Source organism: Natrialba asiatica DSM 12278 (assembly GCF_000337555.1).
Lineage (GTDB): Archaea > Halobacteriota > Halobacteria > Halobacteriales > Natrialbaceae > Natrialba > Natrialba asiatica.
In genome coordinates, this window is the sequence record NZ_AOIO01000030.1 from 103,840 (window position 1) to 120,810 (window position 16,971).

14 protein-coding genes, 1 tRNA gene and 1 pseudogene are annotated in these 16,971 nt (G+C 64.0%); 9 read left to right on the plus strand and 7 right to left on the minus strand.

Features of this window, described 5'->3' with window-relative positions; translation table 11 throughout:
* Window positions 1-119: 119 nt before the first annotated feature.
* On the plus strand, window positions 120-1,031 hold the full coding sequence (locus C481_RS12005; RefSeq protein WP_049904644.1) for a coiled-coil domain-containing protein 154: 912 nt from the start codon (window positions 120-122) through the stop codon (window positions 1,029-1,031).
* A 79-nt stretch (window positions 1,032-1,110) separates the two neighbouring features.
* Window positions 1,111-2,094, plus strand: a complete 984-nt coding sequence (gene mvaD / locus C481_RS12010; RefSeq protein ID WP_006109492.1) for a phosphomevalonate decarboxylase MvaD — start codon at window positions 1,111-1,113, stop codon at window positions 2,092-2,094.
* Between the two features lie 61 nt (window positions 2,095-2,155).
* Here the strand turns inward: mvaD and C481_RS12015 are convergent, their stop codons facing one another.
* The 3 genes and pseudogenes from C481_RS12015 to fen form a co-directional block, all read right to left on the minus strand.
* Window positions 2,156-3,394 carry a PQQ-binding-like beta-propeller repeat protein gene (locus tag C481_RS12015; protein ID WP_006109493.1) on the minus strand — a complete coding sequence of 413 codons (1,239 nt, stop codon included), beginning with the start codon at window positions 3,392-3,394 and terminating at the stop codon, window positions 2,156-2,158.
* A 615-nt stretch (window positions 3,395-4,009) separates the two neighbouring features.
* Entirely contained in the window at window positions 4,010-5,029 is a 1,020-nt protein-coding gene (locus C481_RS12025; protein ID WP_006109495.1) for a zinc-dependent alcohol dehydrogenase family protein, read from the minus strand.
* 89 nt (window positions 5,030-5,118) lie between these two features.
* Window positions 5,119-6,082, minus strand: a pseudogene (fen, locus tag C481_RS12030) (flap endonuclease-1).
* 125 nt (window positions 6,083-6,207) lie between these two features.
* Between fen and C481_RS12035 the strand changes: the two are divergent.
* Window positions 6,208-7,608 (plus strand): outer membrane protein assembly factor BamB family protein, encoded by a 1,401-nt coding sequence (locus C481_RS12035; protein WP_006109497.1) that lies wholly within the window; start codon window positions 6,208-6,210, stop codon window positions 7,606-7,608.
* A 1-nt stretch (window position 7,609) separates the two neighbouring features.
* Entirely contained in the window at window positions 7,610-8,566 is a 957-nt protein-coding gene (locus C481_RS12040) for a hypothetical protein (RefSeq protein WP_006109498.1), read from the plus strand.
* A 15-nt stretch (window positions 8,567-8,581) separates the two neighbouring features.
* Here C481_RS12040 and C481_RS12045 read toward each other — a convergent pair whose 3' ends face one another.
* Window positions 8,582-9,169 carry a GNAT family N-acetyltransferase gene (locus C481_RS12045; RefSeq protein WP_006109499.1) on the minus strand — a complete coding sequence of 196 codons (588 nt, stop codon included), beginning with the start codon at window positions 9,167-9,169 and terminating at the stop codon, window positions 8,582-8,584.
* Between the two features lie 133 nt (window positions 9,170-9,302).
* Between C481_RS12045 and C481_RS12050 the strand changes: the two genes are divergently transcribed.
* A complete protein-coding gene (locus C481_RS12050) occupies window positions 9,303-9,854 on the plus strand; it encodes a hypothetical protein (protein WP_006109500.1) in 552 nt (183 codons plus the stop codon).
* Between the two features lie 220 nt (window positions 9,855-10,074).
* On the opposite strand, the gene C481_RS12055 is transcribed toward C481_RS12050, so the two are convergent.
* Both C481_RS12055 and C481_RS12060 read right to left on the minus strand, forming a co-directional pair.
* Window positions 10,075-10,145, minus strand: a tRNA-Gly gene (locus C481_RS12055).
* 83 nt (window positions 10,146-10,228) lie between these two features.
* Window positions 10,229-10,942, minus strand: coding sequence for a class I SAM-dependent methyltransferase (locus C481_RS12060; protein ID WP_006109501.1), 714 nt, complete (start codon window positions 10,940-10,942; stop codon window positions 10,229-10,231).
* Window positions 10,943-11,107: 165 nt separating this feature from the next.
* Here C481_RS12060 and C481_RS12065 point away from each other — a divergent pair, with 165 nt between their 5' ends.
* The 3 genes from C481_RS12065 to C481_RS12075 all read left to right on the plus strand — a co-directional run bounded on the left by C481_RS12065 (window position 11,108) and on the right by C481_RS12075 (window position 14,694).
* On the plus strand, window positions 11,108-11,578 hold the full coding sequence (locus tag C481_RS12065; protein WP_006109502.1) for a DUF5793 family protein: 471 nt from the start codon (window positions 11,108-11,110) through the stop codon (window positions 11,576-11,578).
* A 193-nt stretch (window positions 11,579-11,771) separates the two neighbouring features.
* A complete protein-coding gene (locus C481_RS12070; protein WP_006109503.1) occupies window positions 11,772-12,050 on the plus strand; it encodes a UPF0058 family protein in 279 nt (92 codons plus the stop codon).
* Between the two features lie 37 nt (window positions 12,051-12,087).
* Complete coding sequence (locus tag C481_RS12075; protein WP_006109504.1) at window positions 12,088-14,694, plus strand: DUF7527 domain-containing protein; 2,607 nt, start codon at window positions 12,088-12,090, stop codon at window positions 14,692-14,694.
* A 201-nt stretch (window positions 14,695-14,895) separates the two neighbouring features.
* On the opposite strand, the gene C481_RS12080 is transcribed toward C481_RS12075, so the two are convergent.
* Window positions 14,896-15,201: a hypothetical protein gene (locus C481_RS12080; RefSeq protein WP_006109505.1), complete on the minus strand. Its 306-nt coding sequence runs from the start codon at window positions 15,199-15,201 to the stop codon at window positions 14,896-14,898.
* 349 nt (window positions 15,202-15,550) lie between these two features.
* Here C481_RS12080 and C481_RS12085 point away from each other — a divergent pair, with 349 nt between their 5' ends.
* A complete protein-coding gene (locus C481_RS12085; RefSeq protein ID WP_006109506.1) occupies window positions 15,551-16,960 on the plus strand; it encodes an adenylosuccinate synthase in 1,410 nt (469 codons plus the stop codon).
* The last annotated feature ends 11 nt before the right edge of the window (window positions 16,961-16,971 follow it).

The window sequence follows — 16,971 nt, forward strand, 5'->3', positions numbered from 1 at the left end:
CGTGTGACTAGTTCAACGAACGAGCGATCGCACATCGCCGACTCGCTCTTGACGGAGTGATCGAGACGAGCGGTTGACGCATACGCCTTCGTCTCGGCCACGCCGTGCCCGTGATTCCGATGCCATCACGAAACGACACGACACCGTCGACCGATTCGTCGGACGAGACCGACGTTCTCGAGACGCTGGTCGCTGCACTCCGTGACGAGCGAAACGAGCCACGGCGACGGGCGCTCCAGCGCGCGCTCGGTCTTCCCGACACTGCACCCGCGGGTGAGACCGCCGGTACGGCCGGTACTCCTCCCGGTGTGGCCGACACCGCTGACACCGCTGACAGTGCTGTCGGCGCTACCGACGAGACCGTCGCTGACGCAGCGTCCACCGACACCGCACTCGAAGACGTCCAGACCGAACTCGAAGCGACCACGACCGAAATCGAGCAGCTCCAGGCCGACATCGCGGATCTCAACGCGGCCGACAACGTCCTTCGGCGTCGTCTCGAAGGAACGCTCCAGCCCCGACTCGATTCGGTCACCGACCGGCTCGAAGCACTCGACTCCCGGCTGGAACACCGCCGATCCGAGACGACCAGTAGCCTGGCCGACTTCGAGGCCACCTGTACCGCTCTCGAGGGCTCCGTTGCCGAACTCGAGGCCGACGTCGACACCTACGGCGACCGCCTCGCCGAACTCGAGACCCGCATCGACACCGTCGAACGCACCCTCGAATCCAGAACGGACGAGTTGGCCGCCCAAACCGACGAGGCCGAAGTGCGGCTCAAACGCGAACTCCTCTTGCTGCGGTCGGCCGTTTCGGGGGAAATCGAACGCGTCGACGACACTCTCGAAGCGCTCGAGGAAACGGTCGGGGCAGATCCCGATGCTCCCGACGATTTCGAGACCGCACCGAGCGAACTCGAAACTCGCCTGGCTGCACTCGAAGCCGAAGCTGAAGCCGCCAGCGACTGGCGGCACTCACTTCGGGACGCGATCCAGTCGCCGACGGATTCGGTAGCGAGCGACGAGCAGTAGCAGTTCGTTTTCGACGCCCGCGTGAAGCCACCAATCGGATGCCGTGAACTTTAAGCGGCCATCATCCGCCTATCCGGGTATGAAAGCGACCGCGATGGCCCACCCGATTCAGGGGTTGGTCAAGTACCACGGGATGCGCGACGACATCAAGCGACTCCCGTACCACGACAGCATCAGCGTCTGTACGGCCCCGAGCCACACCCGAACGACCGTCGAGTTCTCGATGGACTACGACGAGGACACCTACGTCGTCGACGGCGAGGAATTGGAGGGCCGCGCCGCAGAGCGCGTCGACGCCGTCGTCGAGAAGGCCCGCGACCTCTCGGACGCCGCGCACACGGTCTACCCCGTCCGCCTCGAGAGCGAGAACAGTTTCCCGACGAACGTCGGGCTCGGCTCCTCCTCCTCTGGCTTTGCCGCCGCCGCGATGGCGCTGGCCGACGCGGCCGAAATCGACGCCGACCGTCCCACGATTTCGACCATCGCCCGCGTCGGCTCGGCCTCGGCCGCCCGCGCCGTCACCGGCGCGTTCTCCCACCTGCACACCGGGCTGAACGACGAGGATTGCCGGTCCGAACGCCTGCCGAGTAATCTCCACGAGGATCTCAAGATCATCGTCGGGCTCGTCCCCTACCACAAGGAAACCGAGGACGCCCACGACGAGGCCGCCGACAGTCACATGTTCCAGGCCCGCAACGCCCACATCCACGGTCAGATCGCCGAGATGCGCGACGCCCTTCGGAACGACGACTTCGAGGGCGTCTTCGAACTGGCCGAACACGACTCGCTCTCGCTCGCGGCGACGACGATGACCGGCCCCGAGGGCTGGGTCTACTGGCAGCCGGCGACGCTCGCGGTCTTCAACCGCGTTCGCGAACTGCGAGAGGAAGAGGATATCCCCGTCTACTTCTCCACCGATACGGGCGCGAGCGTCTACGTCAACACGACCGACGAACACGCCGAGGAGGTCGAAGAGGCGATTTCGGACTGCGGCGTCTCGACGACGGTCTGGGACGTCGGCGGCCCCGCCAGACTCCTGGACGAGGACGACCACCTGTTCTGACGGCTGCGTTTCGGGTTTGCGGCCGCGAGTTCACGACTACACGGGTTCAGCCGCCGCGTGGTTACGCTCGAAACGCCCGCACCGACTCGCTCGTCCCGACGTACAGCGTCTCGCCCGCGATCGCGAGTTCGGGTGAACTCGCCACGTCGCGCCGCCAGAGTTCATTGCCGGTCGCGGCGTCGAACGCGACCAGCGGAACTCGGTCGTTGGCGAACGGCCCGACGTAGACGGTCCCGTCGGCACTGACCGGTGGCTGAAGTCCCGCCTCCGGTTCGTAACGCCAGCGTTCCTCGCCGTCGACTGAGAACGCGGCGAGTTGTCCCGCCGATCCGATGGTACCTCCTCGAATGTCGGACGTACTCACGTACACCCGTTGTCCGTCGACTGACGGCGATTGAGTTGTTCGTGCCGTGGTGAGTTCCGTTCGTCTCGTTCCGTCAGTCACATCGTAGATCGAGAGCCGGCCCCTATCCTCGCCGTTGCCGGCGTAATTATGGCGCTCTGATCGAACTACCAGCCCGTTCGCTACCGCGGTCGATCCGTAGGATTCGTAGGGAAATCCATCGTCGACCGTCCAGCGCGAACTGAACTCGGCGTCGACGATATCGTACGCCGTCAGCGAGTAGCGCCCGGCGTAGACCGGCCCGCCCGCAGTTATCGGGCTCGCAGCGTCCAGATCCGCCGTGATGATGATGTCGCCGGTGTCGGCGTGGAGTCGGGCGACGGTATCTCGACCCGTGACGTAGACCCACCCGTCGCGTTCGAGGGGCGTGTAATAGTAATTGTCGTCGTCGAATTCAGTTTCCCAGATCGATTCTCCGCCCGGGGTGAGCGCGCGGAGTTGATCCTCCCTGAACTCGTACAGTCGGCCGGCGATAAACGCGAGGGTCGCCCTGTCCTCGCGCGGTTGGGTCCATTGCGTTTGGCCGGTCGCCGCGTCCAGCGCCACGAGTTCACCGTCGGTTCTGACGTACACGGTGTCGTCGGCGACTATCAGCGTCCGAAGCGAGTTCTGTTCCTGCCCGTTCTCGTGTTCGTACGTCCACACGATTTCGGGCTCGTCCCGAGGCGGTGTCGCGTACGGGTTGTGGCTCGTCTGGGCGAAATTATACCCCTCCATCGGCCACTGACCCGGATCGGGACGCCAGTCGGGGGAGAGTCGCCGGTCGGGTTCTCCAAGCCGCCGTTCTCGGAATTCGGTTCGGACCGTCGAACAGCCGGCGAGCGCACCGAGCGAGAGGGACGCAGTCGCGATGAACTCGCGTCGACGCCAGGCCGGCGGTGTTGCGTTGGAGGGCACTACTGGTTAGTGTGAAGTACATTCAGTTATACTTTTCATACGCAAAAGGGGTGGTGTGTCTCGATTCGGTCGTCCGATCTCGGGGTCGATGTGGGCCGCTGCGCGTCGTTGCGGGTGTGGCCGTGTCGCGTTACCACCGCGGGCGCGTGTATCGCATCGCTCGGAGCGCCATGCTGATCACGAGCAGCGCGATGAACGCGACGGCGAGCCACTGGCCAGTGTGGGTCGTTAACGCGCCGCCGATCATTCCGAGGAGATCGGCACCGACCGCCTGGCCCAGGGCGAAGAGANAGAACGACGATCGTCTGCACTGCGGTCGACAGCAACCATGAACCGATGCTGAACCGCGGACCGCGCCGTCGATCTGCCGGCGACCGTTCGCTGGTGGTTTCGGTTTCGGCGGTCGCCGACTCGGATCGATTGCGTTCGGTGTGCTGTGACATGGGCAATCACCCCGATCACCCGTTGCCGCGAGGAACGGATTATTATAGCCCGAATAACGCGTACGGGTGATCGGAAACAGGTCCGCCGATTCGCCCGCACTGTGGTCCGCTTTCCGCGATCGAATTGAAATCGCACTGTTTGACAGACGAAACGGTCCACACCCACCGGAGATTACTCGAGGGTGATGACGACTTTGCCCTGATGCTCGCCGGCCTCAACGTACCGGTAGGCCTCGCGGACGTCGGTCGCGTCGAAAGTGCGGTCGATCACCGGCTCCATTTCCGAGGCGGCCATCGCCCGAGTCATCCGGTCGAACATCGCGCGGCTGCCGACGCCCATCACGCCCTCGACGGTGAGCGCCTTGTGGAGGATCGGGCCCGGATGAACCCGTCCCTCCTGCCCGGCGAGGACGCCGATGAGGTGGACGTACCCGCCCGGAGCGGCCGCCGCGAGTGACTGTTCGAGCGTTCCCGGGCCGCCGACCTCGACGACGTGGTCGACGCCACCGCCGGTTCGCTCCCGGACGAGTTCACCCCAGTCGGGCGTTTCCTCGTAGTTGCACGTCCACGTCGCGCCCAGGTCGCGGGCGCGCTCGAGTTTGTCGTCGCTCGAGGAGGTCGCGAAGACGTCGGCTCCGTGGAGTGCTGCGAACTGGAGGGCGAACGTCGAGACGCCGCCGGTTCCGAGCGCGAGGACGCGCTCGCCCGCGCCGAGCCCGCCGTCTTCGACCAGCGCGCGCCAGGCGGTCAGCCCGGCACACGAGAGCGTCGCCCCCTGTTCGTAGGAGAGGTGATCGGGCAGGGTCGCGAGGCTCGCTGCGGGGAACGTGACGTACTCGGCAAGCGCGCCGTCGACGTTGCCGCCAGTCGTCCGGGCGATCTTCTCCCGCGTTCCGGGACCGTCGATCCAGTCGGGTGCGAACGGCGTCGCGACCCGCTGGCCGTCCGAGAGCCGGTCGACCTCGTCGCCGACTGCGACGATTTCCCCGGCACCGTCGGAGAGCGGAACGACCGGCAATTCCGCGCCGGGGTAGGCAAGTTCGTCGTTGGCGATCGCCAGATCTCGGTAGTTGAGCGACGCGGCGTGGATTCGAACGAGCGCCTCGTTTTCGTCCGGTTCGGGCCGTTCGCGATCGGTTTCGACGATGCCCGTGTAGTCACTCGTCGCCTCTTGTACTTCGTAGGCGTCCATCAGCAGAAAGAAGGGGGACCGCCGGACTTCGGTGCTCCGCTTACCGACCGTTTTGCTGGTTCTGCGATGAGACTCGTCCTCGCCTCACATCACGTCCAGCGATCCAATCCCGTCTGCGTGACGCTCTCCTCGATGCGCTCGAAGCCGCGCTCTATCTCCCCCGGATCGACGCCCCACTCATCGGTGACGTATTCCCGAGCCGCGTCCAGATCCGGATCGAGCGTCGTGCTNGGTCACGTTCGGCTCGCGGAAGAGTTCGCGGACGCGGTCGCCGTACCGGATCGAGTCGCCGCGGGCCTCGAGCACGCTCCAGAGGTCCCCGTGCTCGGTGATCTCCGCGATGGCCGTTTTCGGGCCGATACCGGAGACGCCCTCGTTGAAGTCGGTGCCGATGAGGATGGCGGCGTCGATGAGCTGTTCGAGTGTCAGTCCGTGATGGTCGAGCGTCGCCTGGAGATCCATGCGCTCGGGGTCGCCCTTGCTCGTCAGTTGGCGGAGCGTGAGCGGCGCGCCGAAGAGCAGGGCGTCGTAGTCCTCCGAGCCGACGTAGTCGGCGTCGCCGCGCCGGGCCATGTGTGCGGCCTGAGCCTCGCCCTCGGCGGGAGCTTCGACGATCGGCACGTCGAGCAGTTCGAGGAGTTCGCGACTGGTCTCCTGGATCGTCGGGGTGAGCCGCTGGGTGCGCGACTCGAGTTGGGCGATGGCGACCTCGTCGCCCTCCTCGCGGGCGGTCTCGAGTTGCTCCTCGTAGGTTCGGCGCTGATCGCGTCGGGATTCGATCTCGTCTTCCTTGAGCTCGGAGGGGCCGCCGTCGAAGACCATCACCGGCACCACGTCGTTTTCGAAGAACTTGGGCAGTCCCTGGACGATGCCGACCAGATTGGCGACCTCGGTCCCGTCCGCGGTCGTGTATTTCGCGCTGTTGGTCCACTTGACCGTCGTCGTCAGATAGCGGTAGAGCCAGTTGTGCGCGTCGACGGCGACGACGCCCTCGATGTCCGCGAACGGAACCTCCTCGATGACGGCGATGTCGCGCAAAGCAGCGTTTCCCATTGCCTCTCTATTCGGGCGAACGGGTTTTGAATCGTTGGCTTCTGTCGCGGGTTCACTTCGCCGTCGGACGTTCTCGACGAACGGAAATACTTTTATTTTCTAATTATACTATCGTGATACGTACCGTGAAGAACGCTGTCGAGAACGTCAGTCGGCGGGCGGTTCTCGCCGGAGTGGGATCGCTACTCGGTGCGGGCTGTCTCGGCGCTGAGCGGACGCCCGGCACGAGTGATACCGACTGGCGAATGTACGGCTGCGACCCGGGCCGGACGCGGTTCGTCCCGAACGCGTCCCTCCCGCGCGACGGCGTCGATATCGCCTGGGAACGCTCGGTCAGCGCCTCCGGCTGGTACCCGCCGGTCGTCGCGAACGAAACCGTCTACTGCCAGTACAGCAACGGACTCTTCGTCCTCGACGCTGCGACGGGTGAGGGAACGCGTGCGAGCACCTACGGGCCGTTCGGCCGGGATATCTCACCGATGGCGTTCGCCTCGACCGAACTCTACCGGGACGGCGTGTTGGTCGTTCCGTACGGCACCGTCATCGGCGGCTACGCTGCCGGCCGCGACGGCTGGCCCGACTCGGTTTCGGGGATCGGCGAGGAACGCGCTCGCTGGTGGCTCGACGGCGACTCGACGAGCGCGTCTCGACTGCCCCTCAGAGCTTCCGACGGCGAGTGGCTCGGCTCGCCGCTCACCGTCGACGGGACGCTCGTCTCGCTGCACCCACGATCGGCGACGCTTTCGGCGAGCGATAGCGACGACGGAAGCAACCGCTGGCGATTCGACCTCGAGACGGTCGCCGCCGACGGATACGTCGCCTCCCCGGTCGGCCACGTCGTCGATACGACAACCGGTACCGTCGTCGTCAAACTCCGGACGCGGCGGGAGGAGTCCGCCATCGCCGTCCCGCTGCTCGTCGGAATCTCCAGCGAGAACGGATCGCTCGAATGGCGAACGACCACAGGCGAAGTCTCATCCGGCGACACGAACCCGGGCGTCGAACCCGCGGACAGTCTCACAACGCGCGACGGCACTGTCTACACGATCGACTGGGACACGTCGTCTCGGGCGCTTCGCCTCCGCGAACTCGACGCTGCGACCGGTGAACTCGGCTGGACGAAATCACTCGATCGAAGCGAACACATCGGTGTCGCCGTCGACGAGGCGCGGCTCTATCACGTCGGATTGGTCGACCGCGAGGGGGCACCCGAGACGTTTCGCATCGTCGCACTCGACCGCAATAGCGGCTCGCGGCGGTGGGTGGAGACGATCGACGGTGCACCGGTCGTTCCCCGACTTCCGTACGGAGCACCGCCGACGGTTGCCGACGAGCACCTGCTCGTTCCCGGCAGGCGGGGACTTCACGCACTCGATCGGGGAACCGGCGAGACACTGTGGACGTTCACAGAAATGGCCCCGACCAGCGGCGGTGGATCGGTCGAACGCAGCGGGATGACGCCGGCCGTCGTCACCGACGACCGCATCGTGATTGGAACGACGCTCATGCTCTACGGACTCGAATAGTATGTCGACACCGAACGATTCGAACGACGGGACGCCGACGGGAACCGAACCGTCACAGCAGACGGCGGACAATGCTCCCGTCGGGTTGATCGGCCTCGTCCGAATCACCATCGTGCTGCTCCGCGCTCGACCGTCGTTACTCGTCCCCTTCGCGCTCGCCGGTGCGGTCGGAGCGACGAGTGCAGTCGCCAGGATCGAATCGCCGTATCCCGTCGATATGGTGGCGTTTCCTGCCAACGGCGTCGTCCACCTTTCGGTCGCACTGGTGCCGGCACTGGAGCCGATGGCCGAGGTGAACTCGGGTCTCGTTCTCGGGCTGAAACCGGCGTTCCTGGCCGTACTCATCGGCTGGCAGGTCGGACTCGCGCTCGCGGTGACGGTGGCGTTCGCGGGGGTCGTTCGGCTGGCGACTCGTTCGATTTCGAAAACGGACGCGATCTCATCGACATCGGCGACATCCGAAGTCGGGGCTGACGGGAGCAGGGGACTCATTCCGGGTCTCGTCCCGTCACCCGCCCGACTCGGCTGGCTCTTCGCGTACGTGCTCGGCGTCCAGATCGTACTGCTCGCCGGTCTCTTCGTGGTTGGAGCGTTCGGAATCGGACCCGGACCCGGACCTAGATCGACTGGACTCGGTCTGCTTTTCGGATGGCTGTTCGTCGTCGTTCCCATCGCGAGCGGACTCTTTCTAACGCCCGCAGCGATCGTGATCGGCGGCAAACGCCCGATCGAGGCTGTGATTGAGAGCGGCGCATACGCCGTGAGACGCCCGTTCTCGGTCGTCGCGCTACTCCTCGCTACCGGCTATCTCGGCACCGTCCTGACCGGCGTCTTTCACGGCGGACCGTCCCCGCGAATCGGCGTCGCACTCGGAACGTTCACGAGCGTCGCCGTCGGCGGGACACTCCACGCGACCGTCGTCGCAGCGGCGTACGTTTGCTGGTCGGCCGACGACTAGCGCGGCGATTCCGCGTCAGTCTCTTCCCGTCGCTTCCGGTGGTGGCGGCTCGCTTCCGCGACGGGAGTCGAGAAACGAGTGTTCGGCGTCGGAGAGGTCGCGGTTGCGGAACTCGTCGAGACCGGCCTGATACGCGTCTCGAGTTCGGCCAGCGTCTTCCGAAGCAACGGGTTCATCGGTCGCAGTCTCGCTCTCGATCGTCGCCGTCGGCGGATACTCGAGTACGAGTTCGGCGATGCCGGTCGTCTCGCCGGTGTAGCCGAAGCCGGCGCGGTAGAGCGCCTCGTATGCGAAGGGGTTGTTGACGGCGATGCGGAGGCGGTCGTAGCCGCGCTCTTTCGCGCGGTCGCGGACGAGGGTAACGAGTTCGGGACCGATCCCCTCGCCGCGGCGGTCGCGGGCGACCGTGATGTAGCGCAACCAGAGCGTGTTCTCGTCGGTTCGGTCCTCGTTAAACGCGATGGCTCCGACGGTGGTGTCGCCCTCACGGGCGACGGCCTTCCCTGTATTCGTCATGACGAACTTGCCGGCGTAGCTGAACCGCGTGTGATCGAGGCGCAGTTTCGGTCCGTTCGGCGGCCACGCGAGCAGTTCGTAGTCCACGGTGGAATCGAGCGGTCGTTGGGTCGAGAGCCACTAATAGACATCGACCCGCCGAATCGGGGGAATGGTAGCCACGATGTCCATTTGGACGAACAATTATGGCGTCAGTTGTGGTACGGAACGCAGAACCAGTATGAGTGCCGAATCCGATACACAGTCCGCAGTCGGTATCGAGAACGCGATCGGGTGGCCGCTCGGGAGCGCGCTCGGCGGGGCGATCGGTGCACTCGCGTTCGGGCTCCTCATGTGGGTCTACGACCCGGATACCGTGTCCGCTGCGATCCCCGGCATATACGGGCTCGATCCGGTCGGCGTCGTCGGTTGGGGCATCCACATCGTTCACGGAATTCTGCTGGGGCTCCTCTTCGGACTACTTGTTACTCGCAACGTGTTTCTCGGCGTGATCATGACGAGTCCCGAAACGGGTGCACTCTCGCGAACCGGCCTCACACTTCGCCTCATCGGGGCCGGGTTCGTCTTCGGATTGGCTATCTGGGCGATCCTGCCGTTGCTCGTCCTCCCGGTCTGGATCGAAGCGATCGGCACCGGCACCGCGACCGAGTTTCCGACCACTGCGATCGAGAGCATGCTCGGGCATGTCATATTCGGGTCCGTTCTCGGTCTCGTCTTCGCGCTCGTCACCGACCTTCGCTCGCGCTCGCCCGAGACGCCACTCGAAGGGTAGTCGGAGCCAACGGCTTACGGTTGGACGCCCACCAAAACAGCGTCGACCGGGATTGCTCGGATCGGGATCGCTGCTGCTCGCGAGTTTGCTCGCAACAGAAATGCGCGGACCGGGATTTGAACCCGACTGCAAGACGGTCGTCCTCCCTTCGTTCGGACGCTGCGACTCGCGCGCTTCAAATCCCTCTTCGCAGTTTCTCCTCGCGTCCGTTCGTCAAAAATGCGCGGACCGGGATTTGAACCCGGGCCATGAGCTTGGAAGGCTCAGGTCCTACCACTAGACCATCCGCGCGCACTCCCCGATTTTGGCTCCACGTTTAAGGCTCTTCCTTTTCGATCTGATCGCGTGCCCGGAGCGGGGTCGCCCCCACGAGTTCACTCCCGGGTTCCCGCGACGACCGCATAGCAGTTGCCGCTTGAGAGCTCCCACTCGCAGAGATCGAGCGCGCTCCGTTCGAGGTCGCGTTCGAACTCGGGCGGCGAGTAGATGTGATAGAAGCGGTCGATGGTCTCGCCGCCGGGGAGGGTCCACTCGACCGTCGTATCGAATCCCGTCTCGGCGACGGCGTCGCTGTCGAAGCGGTCGTGAGCGGTCGACCAGCCGCTGACCAGCGCTCGGCCGTCGGGTCGGAGGACGCGCCCGAGTTCGTCGAGGCTCCGTCGTCGTAGTTCCCGTGTTGGCAGGTGATGGAGAGTTGCCACGTAGACGCCGACGGTGATGGCATCCGTCGCAAGCGGGAGCGCGGCGGCGTCGCCCTGACAGAGAGCGACGCTGAACTCGTTCGTGCGGGCGCGTTCCCGAGCGGTTTCGAGGAGGTTGCGACTGATGTCGAGACCGAGGACGCGGTCGACGGCGTCGGTCGCGGCGAGCAGTTCGGCGTGGCGACAGTTACCACAGCCGAGGTCGAGACCGACGATCGGCCGGGTCGCCGAAGTGGCCGGTACAGTCCGATCGGCGAGTGCGTCGGTCGTTTCGATGAACGACTCGACTTCGGGCCAGGCGTATTCGCGGGTCGTTGCGAAGTGACTCGCGATGCGATCGTAGGTGTCACGGACCGTGCTGGGGGTCGCTCTGTCGTCCTCCTCCATTACCGGGTGTCGGCCTCGGGCGTGCAAAAAGCGTTGCGTTCGACCGTTCGTACCAACTGGACGGATCGTTCCGCCGAAAAGAGCGTCTGCAAATCGTGTCTGTCCACCGACGTGATCAGCTGTGCGTTACGTTCATACGATGGGAGCGCTAACCGTGATTACGGAATGAGGCGCGAGCATTTCACGTTACACGTCAGCAATATTGACTGGGTCGAAACTGGCGAGGACCCGAGCAAACCCTCGGTATCGATCGACTTTACCGGCCCAGCAGCGACACTCCGTGAGCGCCTTACTGGTTCCGACGACGAAATCCTTGACGCGGGTGAAACCGACGTCGCCTTGCGGCTCCAAGAACCGCTCGGAAACGATACCACCGGCGTCGTCAGCGTCACGAACCGCATCACGGGTGACTTCATTCTCGAACTCAACGAGGACGCGGCCGACGTCCTTCAGTTCATTCGGGCGGCCCGTGGGTACGGCGAGGGTGCAGCCGACGACGAGGGCCGGTACGAGGTCGAAATCACGCTCGATGGCGACTCCTTTGTCACCTACGACAAACGGACGTTTCTCGTCTACGACGACGAAGGCAGTCTCCTCCGACAACACAGTCTGATCCCGAGCGGCGTCGAACTCTAATCGAACGCGCCAGATGCTCCCCATCCGAATCGGACTGAGCCGCCACGTTCGAAGCCGGTTCCGTGTTCGGCCACGCCAGTAACGAGCCACACTAACGGCGCTTGGAATTACATCCGAGCGCGTGCCTGCCGCCAACAGTTTTGCGACCGACCGCCACACAATCCTTAAGCCGAAACCGTTCGTACCTGTGGGTATGCATAAGGACGAACTCCTCGAGCTACACGAAGAACTCGTCGTCATTATGGAGTACTTCGAAGAGCGCGAGGAGGTCGATGAGAGCCTGTTCGAAGCGTACCACCAGCTCGATGTCGATCCCTCGCATGTCCATAAATCAAAGAGCGAGCACAAACACGCCGTCTTCGTCCTCGGAAACGCACTGGCGGGGGCAATGAGCGAAGACGAGTTCTCGAGCGCGGGCCGAATTGGCAAGCGAATGAAAGAACTTGCCGAGGATGCCGAATCGAAAATATAGGCGAAACGTATTTGTTGCACTTCCCGCTTGTTGAACTATGGACTCGCGCACGCAAGAGCGCGTTGAGGAGTGGGATTCTCGCTCGTTCAGTGGTGGTTTCGATGGCCTCTCTGATCTCGCTGACGGTGGCTTTTCGGGAGCCGTCGCTGCGGGTGGGTCGTGGCTGTGTCTGCTTAACGGCCGCATCGTCGGCGTTCTCGGCGGTGAAATCACGGACTTCGAGGATGCTACGGGAACCGTTTACCAGGCACCGCACCCGTCGTTACCGTTGCTCTGTACGATGGAAGCACACGGGGGCGACGTTCAGGCGAAGTACTACACGAACGAGACGCCGCTCCGGGAGGTCGACGAGACGCTCCAGAACGGATCGTTTACGGGCTATATCGAACTGAGCGAGAACGTTCTCAGCGGCGATTACTACGCGGTTTACTACGGTGGCCGTCGGATGGCAGCCGCCTACATCGGGAACGCAGAACGGCTGATTACCGGCGACGAGGCGTTCGAACGAGCCGACGATGAGGTCGGTATCTACGAGGTCATCGACGTCGAAATCGAGGTCACCGACGTGCCGGGAACCGAAGCGCCGGCAGTGGAGACCGGAACGGAGACGGCCACGGACGACGGCGAAACTACCGAAGGTAGGACAGCGACGAGCCAACACGCCGATGTGTCCGATCCGACGGCGGACGACTACGGACCCGTCGACGACACGACCACGGCGGAGCCGACCGCCGACCCGACCGAGTCAGCGATCGATCCGATCGATGTCTCTGGCACCGAGCCAGCCGTCTCGGGAAACGGTATTACAGATGGCGAAGATTCGACACTTACAGCGCCTGATTCCGGCGAGTCGGACGGAATCACGACACCGGTAGATGGTGCCAGTGCAACGGACGCCGACTCACCAACCGACTCCCCACAAGCACAGTCAGGCGCTCCCGACGGGTCTCCGGCCCAGAGCGGAATAACAGCGAATCCGGACCCAGAGACGGTCGAAGCAGCAGCGGAGGAACTGGATCAGAACGATATTTCCTGGCTCGAAGACGACGGGGATGAGGGGGGCGATGCTGACGACTCGGAGACGGCAGAGCCACCTGCCAGTCCCGACCCGGAGACAGCGAACTCGGCCCGAACCCGGTCCCAGGAGCAAACGCAGGAACAGTCGAACGGCCGCCGGCAGCACCAGAACCAGCCCCAACCCCAGGATCGGAATCGAGATCGAGATCGAGACCGAAACTCGCCCTCGTCTCGATCACAGGAACCGCCCCAGTCTCCACACCGGTCCGCCGATCCCGACGATCCTGCCGATCCCGTCGATCCCGATGCAGACGATCCCGACGCAGCAGAACTCGACCAGCAGTTCGAAGCCGAAGAGCAGTGGCGCGAAACCCGATCGATTCCCTCGATCGATCCCGACAACTCGGCGGCCGCGGGTGGGGACGCGGACTCGGATTCCACCGGCAGTGCTCAGTCCGCATCCGCTGTAACGGCCCCAACCCGACCCACCAACGCCCAGCAAGACCCTCCGGCCGGCGATCGAAAGACCCGCGAGACGGACGCTGAAACCGGATCGAGTTCATCGTCGTCCGTTCAGGGATCGCACTCGACGGAGGGGACGCGACGGTCGAACAGTTCGGACACGACGTCGACCGATCCCACCCCCGCCGACGACCGACACAAACGCCAGCTCACCCAGTATACGCGCCGCATCGAAGAACTCGAATCGAAACACGACGCGCTCGCGAACAAGGCCCGCGAACTCAAATCCGAACGCGACGAGTTACGCGCCGAGAATCAGGAACTCGCGGCGACGATCGAACAGCTTCGCGGGCGCGTTTCGGAACTCGAGACTGAACTCGAGCAGGCTCGTTCGGGATCGGGTACCGGTTCCGGCTCCCGGGGAGCAGTCGATGCCGAGACCCACCTCTCCCCCGCACAGGCACTCTCGGGAACGAACCTCTTCGTGCGCTACGCATCCAAGAGCCAACCGACCCTCGAAACCGCACACGACGGCGGTGCCGACCGGAGCGAGGTCGCGACGAACCTGCGCCTCGAACACCACACCGAGTTCGACGCCGCGAGCGTCGCCGTCGAGGACCAACCCTACGAGGCGTTTCTCACCGAGACGATCGAGCACCGCTTCGTCGACTGGCTCACCGAACGGGTTCTCTACGAGATCCGCGATACCGGCCACGCCGACGGCCTGGCCGATCTCTACGATGCGATCCCGCGCATCGATCGCGCCGAACTCGGGGCGACGATCTCGCTCTCGGACGACGATACCGACGACGTCCCCGACCAGGTGACATTCGATGTTGTCGCCTTCGACAAAATGGGGAACCCGCTCGTCCTCGCGACGTTCAACGACTCCCGCGAACCCGCCAGCCAGGAACTGCTCGAAGAACTCGAGGAGGCGGCTTCGGCAGTGAAGGCGAACTATCCGGATCTCGCGGCCGCCGTCGCCGTAACATCGAGTTACTTCGAGCCCGGCGCACTCGAGGTCGCAGAACAGGCAACGAGCAGCGGCTTTCTCAGCCGCGGCTCGAAGTTGAGTTACGTCAATCTCTCCCGAAAGAGCGGCTACCACCTCTGTCTGGTCGAATCGCGCAGCGAAGGGTTCCACATGAACGTTCCAGAACTCTAGCCGACGGCTTTTGCTATCTCCGAACCGAATTAGTAGCGTCCACTGATACCACCAGGTGAAAGCGGATGCAGGCTCTCGCTGTCGAGAACAGTCCGGATCGAGAGATGCTTCACCGGCCGGAGATGGTCGTGCGGACGGTGAAGGATTGAGATCGATCTGTTCGAGGCGAGCTAGCGCTGTCGACTGATCAGTTTCCAGGCGTTAGCTGTCGGCCTCTGCGACGTCTTCGATCTTCATACCCTCGAGCTTGTCGACGATGTCGTCGATTTTGCCGTCGAGTTCATCGACGAACTCGACGGTACGCTCGGTTTTGATGGCACCCTGGCTGGAGGGCTCGATGAGGTTTTCTTCCTCGAGAACGCGGAGGGAGTAGCGAACCTTGTGGTGGGGGTAGCCGGTTTCGTTGGACATCTTTACGATACCGATGGGTTCGTTTTCGATGACCATCTTCAGGACCTGCAGATGTCGTTCGAGCATATCGACTTCCTTCTCAAGTCGGTCTATCATGGCATTTGTTAACTTGTCTTTGTAGCTTTTAAAAGTTACTCTCTAGGAGAGAGCTGTCCACTCTCAACTCGGTGGTCGTTTTTGATAGTAGTTAACGCTTCCGCTTGCGAGTCATACACATGAACGATGATGATCGATTCTACCGGGTAGCGAGTGTGTGCGGACGAATTCGGGTCAGTTATCGGCTCGTTCTCTGTCGACCGCTGCAAACGTGGATGGATGCGTGTATTCTCTCGCTTGGCTCGCGGAAACATGGGCATAATCGTGCGTATATTGACGGTCTCGTTCCGGGTGACGCCCCGGTGATACCGTAATCTGTTTATCGGATCGGCAAGAATCCGCCGCTGTTATGACCGTCACAATCGTCGGGGCTCAACTCGGCGACGAAGGCAAGGGCGGCGTCGTCGACCTCTACGGTGACACCGCCGATGTCGTTGCCCGCTATCAGGGCGGCGACAACGCTGGACACACCGTCGTCCACGACGGTGAGGAGTACAAGCTATCACTCGTTCCGTCGGGAGCCGTCCGGGACAAGGTCGGCGTCCTCGGGAACGGCTGTGTCGTCAACCCCGAGACGCTGTTCGAGGAGATCGACGCGCTTCGCGAGCGCGGGTTGGACCCGGACGTTCGCGTCGCAGAGCGCGCCCACGTGATCCTCCCGTACCACCGCGCGCTCGACGGGATCGAAGAGGAAGAAAAGGACGACCTCGCCGCCGGGACGACCGGGCGCGGCATCGGGCCGACCTACGAGGACAAGGCCGGCCGACGCGGCGTCCGCATCGGCGACCTGCTCGATCCCGACGCCCTCCGCGAACGGCTCGAATACGTCGTCCCCCAGAAGAAAGCCCTCGCCGAGAAGGTCTTCGAGAAGGAAACCGGCGAGGCGTTCGACATCGACGCTCTCTACGACACCTACCGCGAGTTCGGCGAGCGCCTCGCCGAGGAGAACATGACCGTCGACTGCGGTTCCTTCCTGCAAGAACGCATCGACGCTGACGAGAGCGTCATGCTCGAGGGCGCACAGGGAACATCGATCGACATCGACCACGGCATCTATCCCTACGTCACCTCCTCGAACCCGACCGCGGGCGGGGCGACGGTCGGCACCGGCCTCGGGCCGACGGTCGTCGGTCAGGGCGAGGTCGTCGGCATCATCAAAGCCTACCTCTCGCGGGTCGGCACCGGCCCGCTCCCGACCGAACTGGGCGGCGTCGAGGGTCAGACTCCCGACTACGATCCCGCTGGGGCCAGTGCGGACGAGGAAGAACTCGCGACCTACATCCGCGACGAGGGTGGCGAGTACGGCACCGTCACCGGTCGCCCCCGCCGCGTCGGCTGGCTCGACATGCCGATGTTGCGCCACGCCGCGCGCGCGAACGGTTTTACCGGCCTCGCGATCAACCACATCGACGTGCTCGCCGGTCTGGATGAAGTGAAAGTCGGCCACAGCTACGAGTTCGACACCGCCGAGCAATCCTCGGCGGGCACTCAGAACGCGATGCGTTCCGATGACGACGAACTCTTGACGATGCCCCCAACCACCGAACAGTGGGGCCGTTGTGAGGCGACGCTCAAGACGTTCGACGGCTGGGCGGACGTCGACTGGGCCGCCGTGGCCGAGGAGGGCTACGACGCGATTCCGGAGAACGCCCGCACCTACCTCGAGTACGTCAGCGATGAACTCGAGACGCCGATCTACGCGGTCGGCGTCGGGCCGGGCCGCGAGGAAACCGTTATCGTCGAGACGCCCGACGAGTAGCTACTCGACGG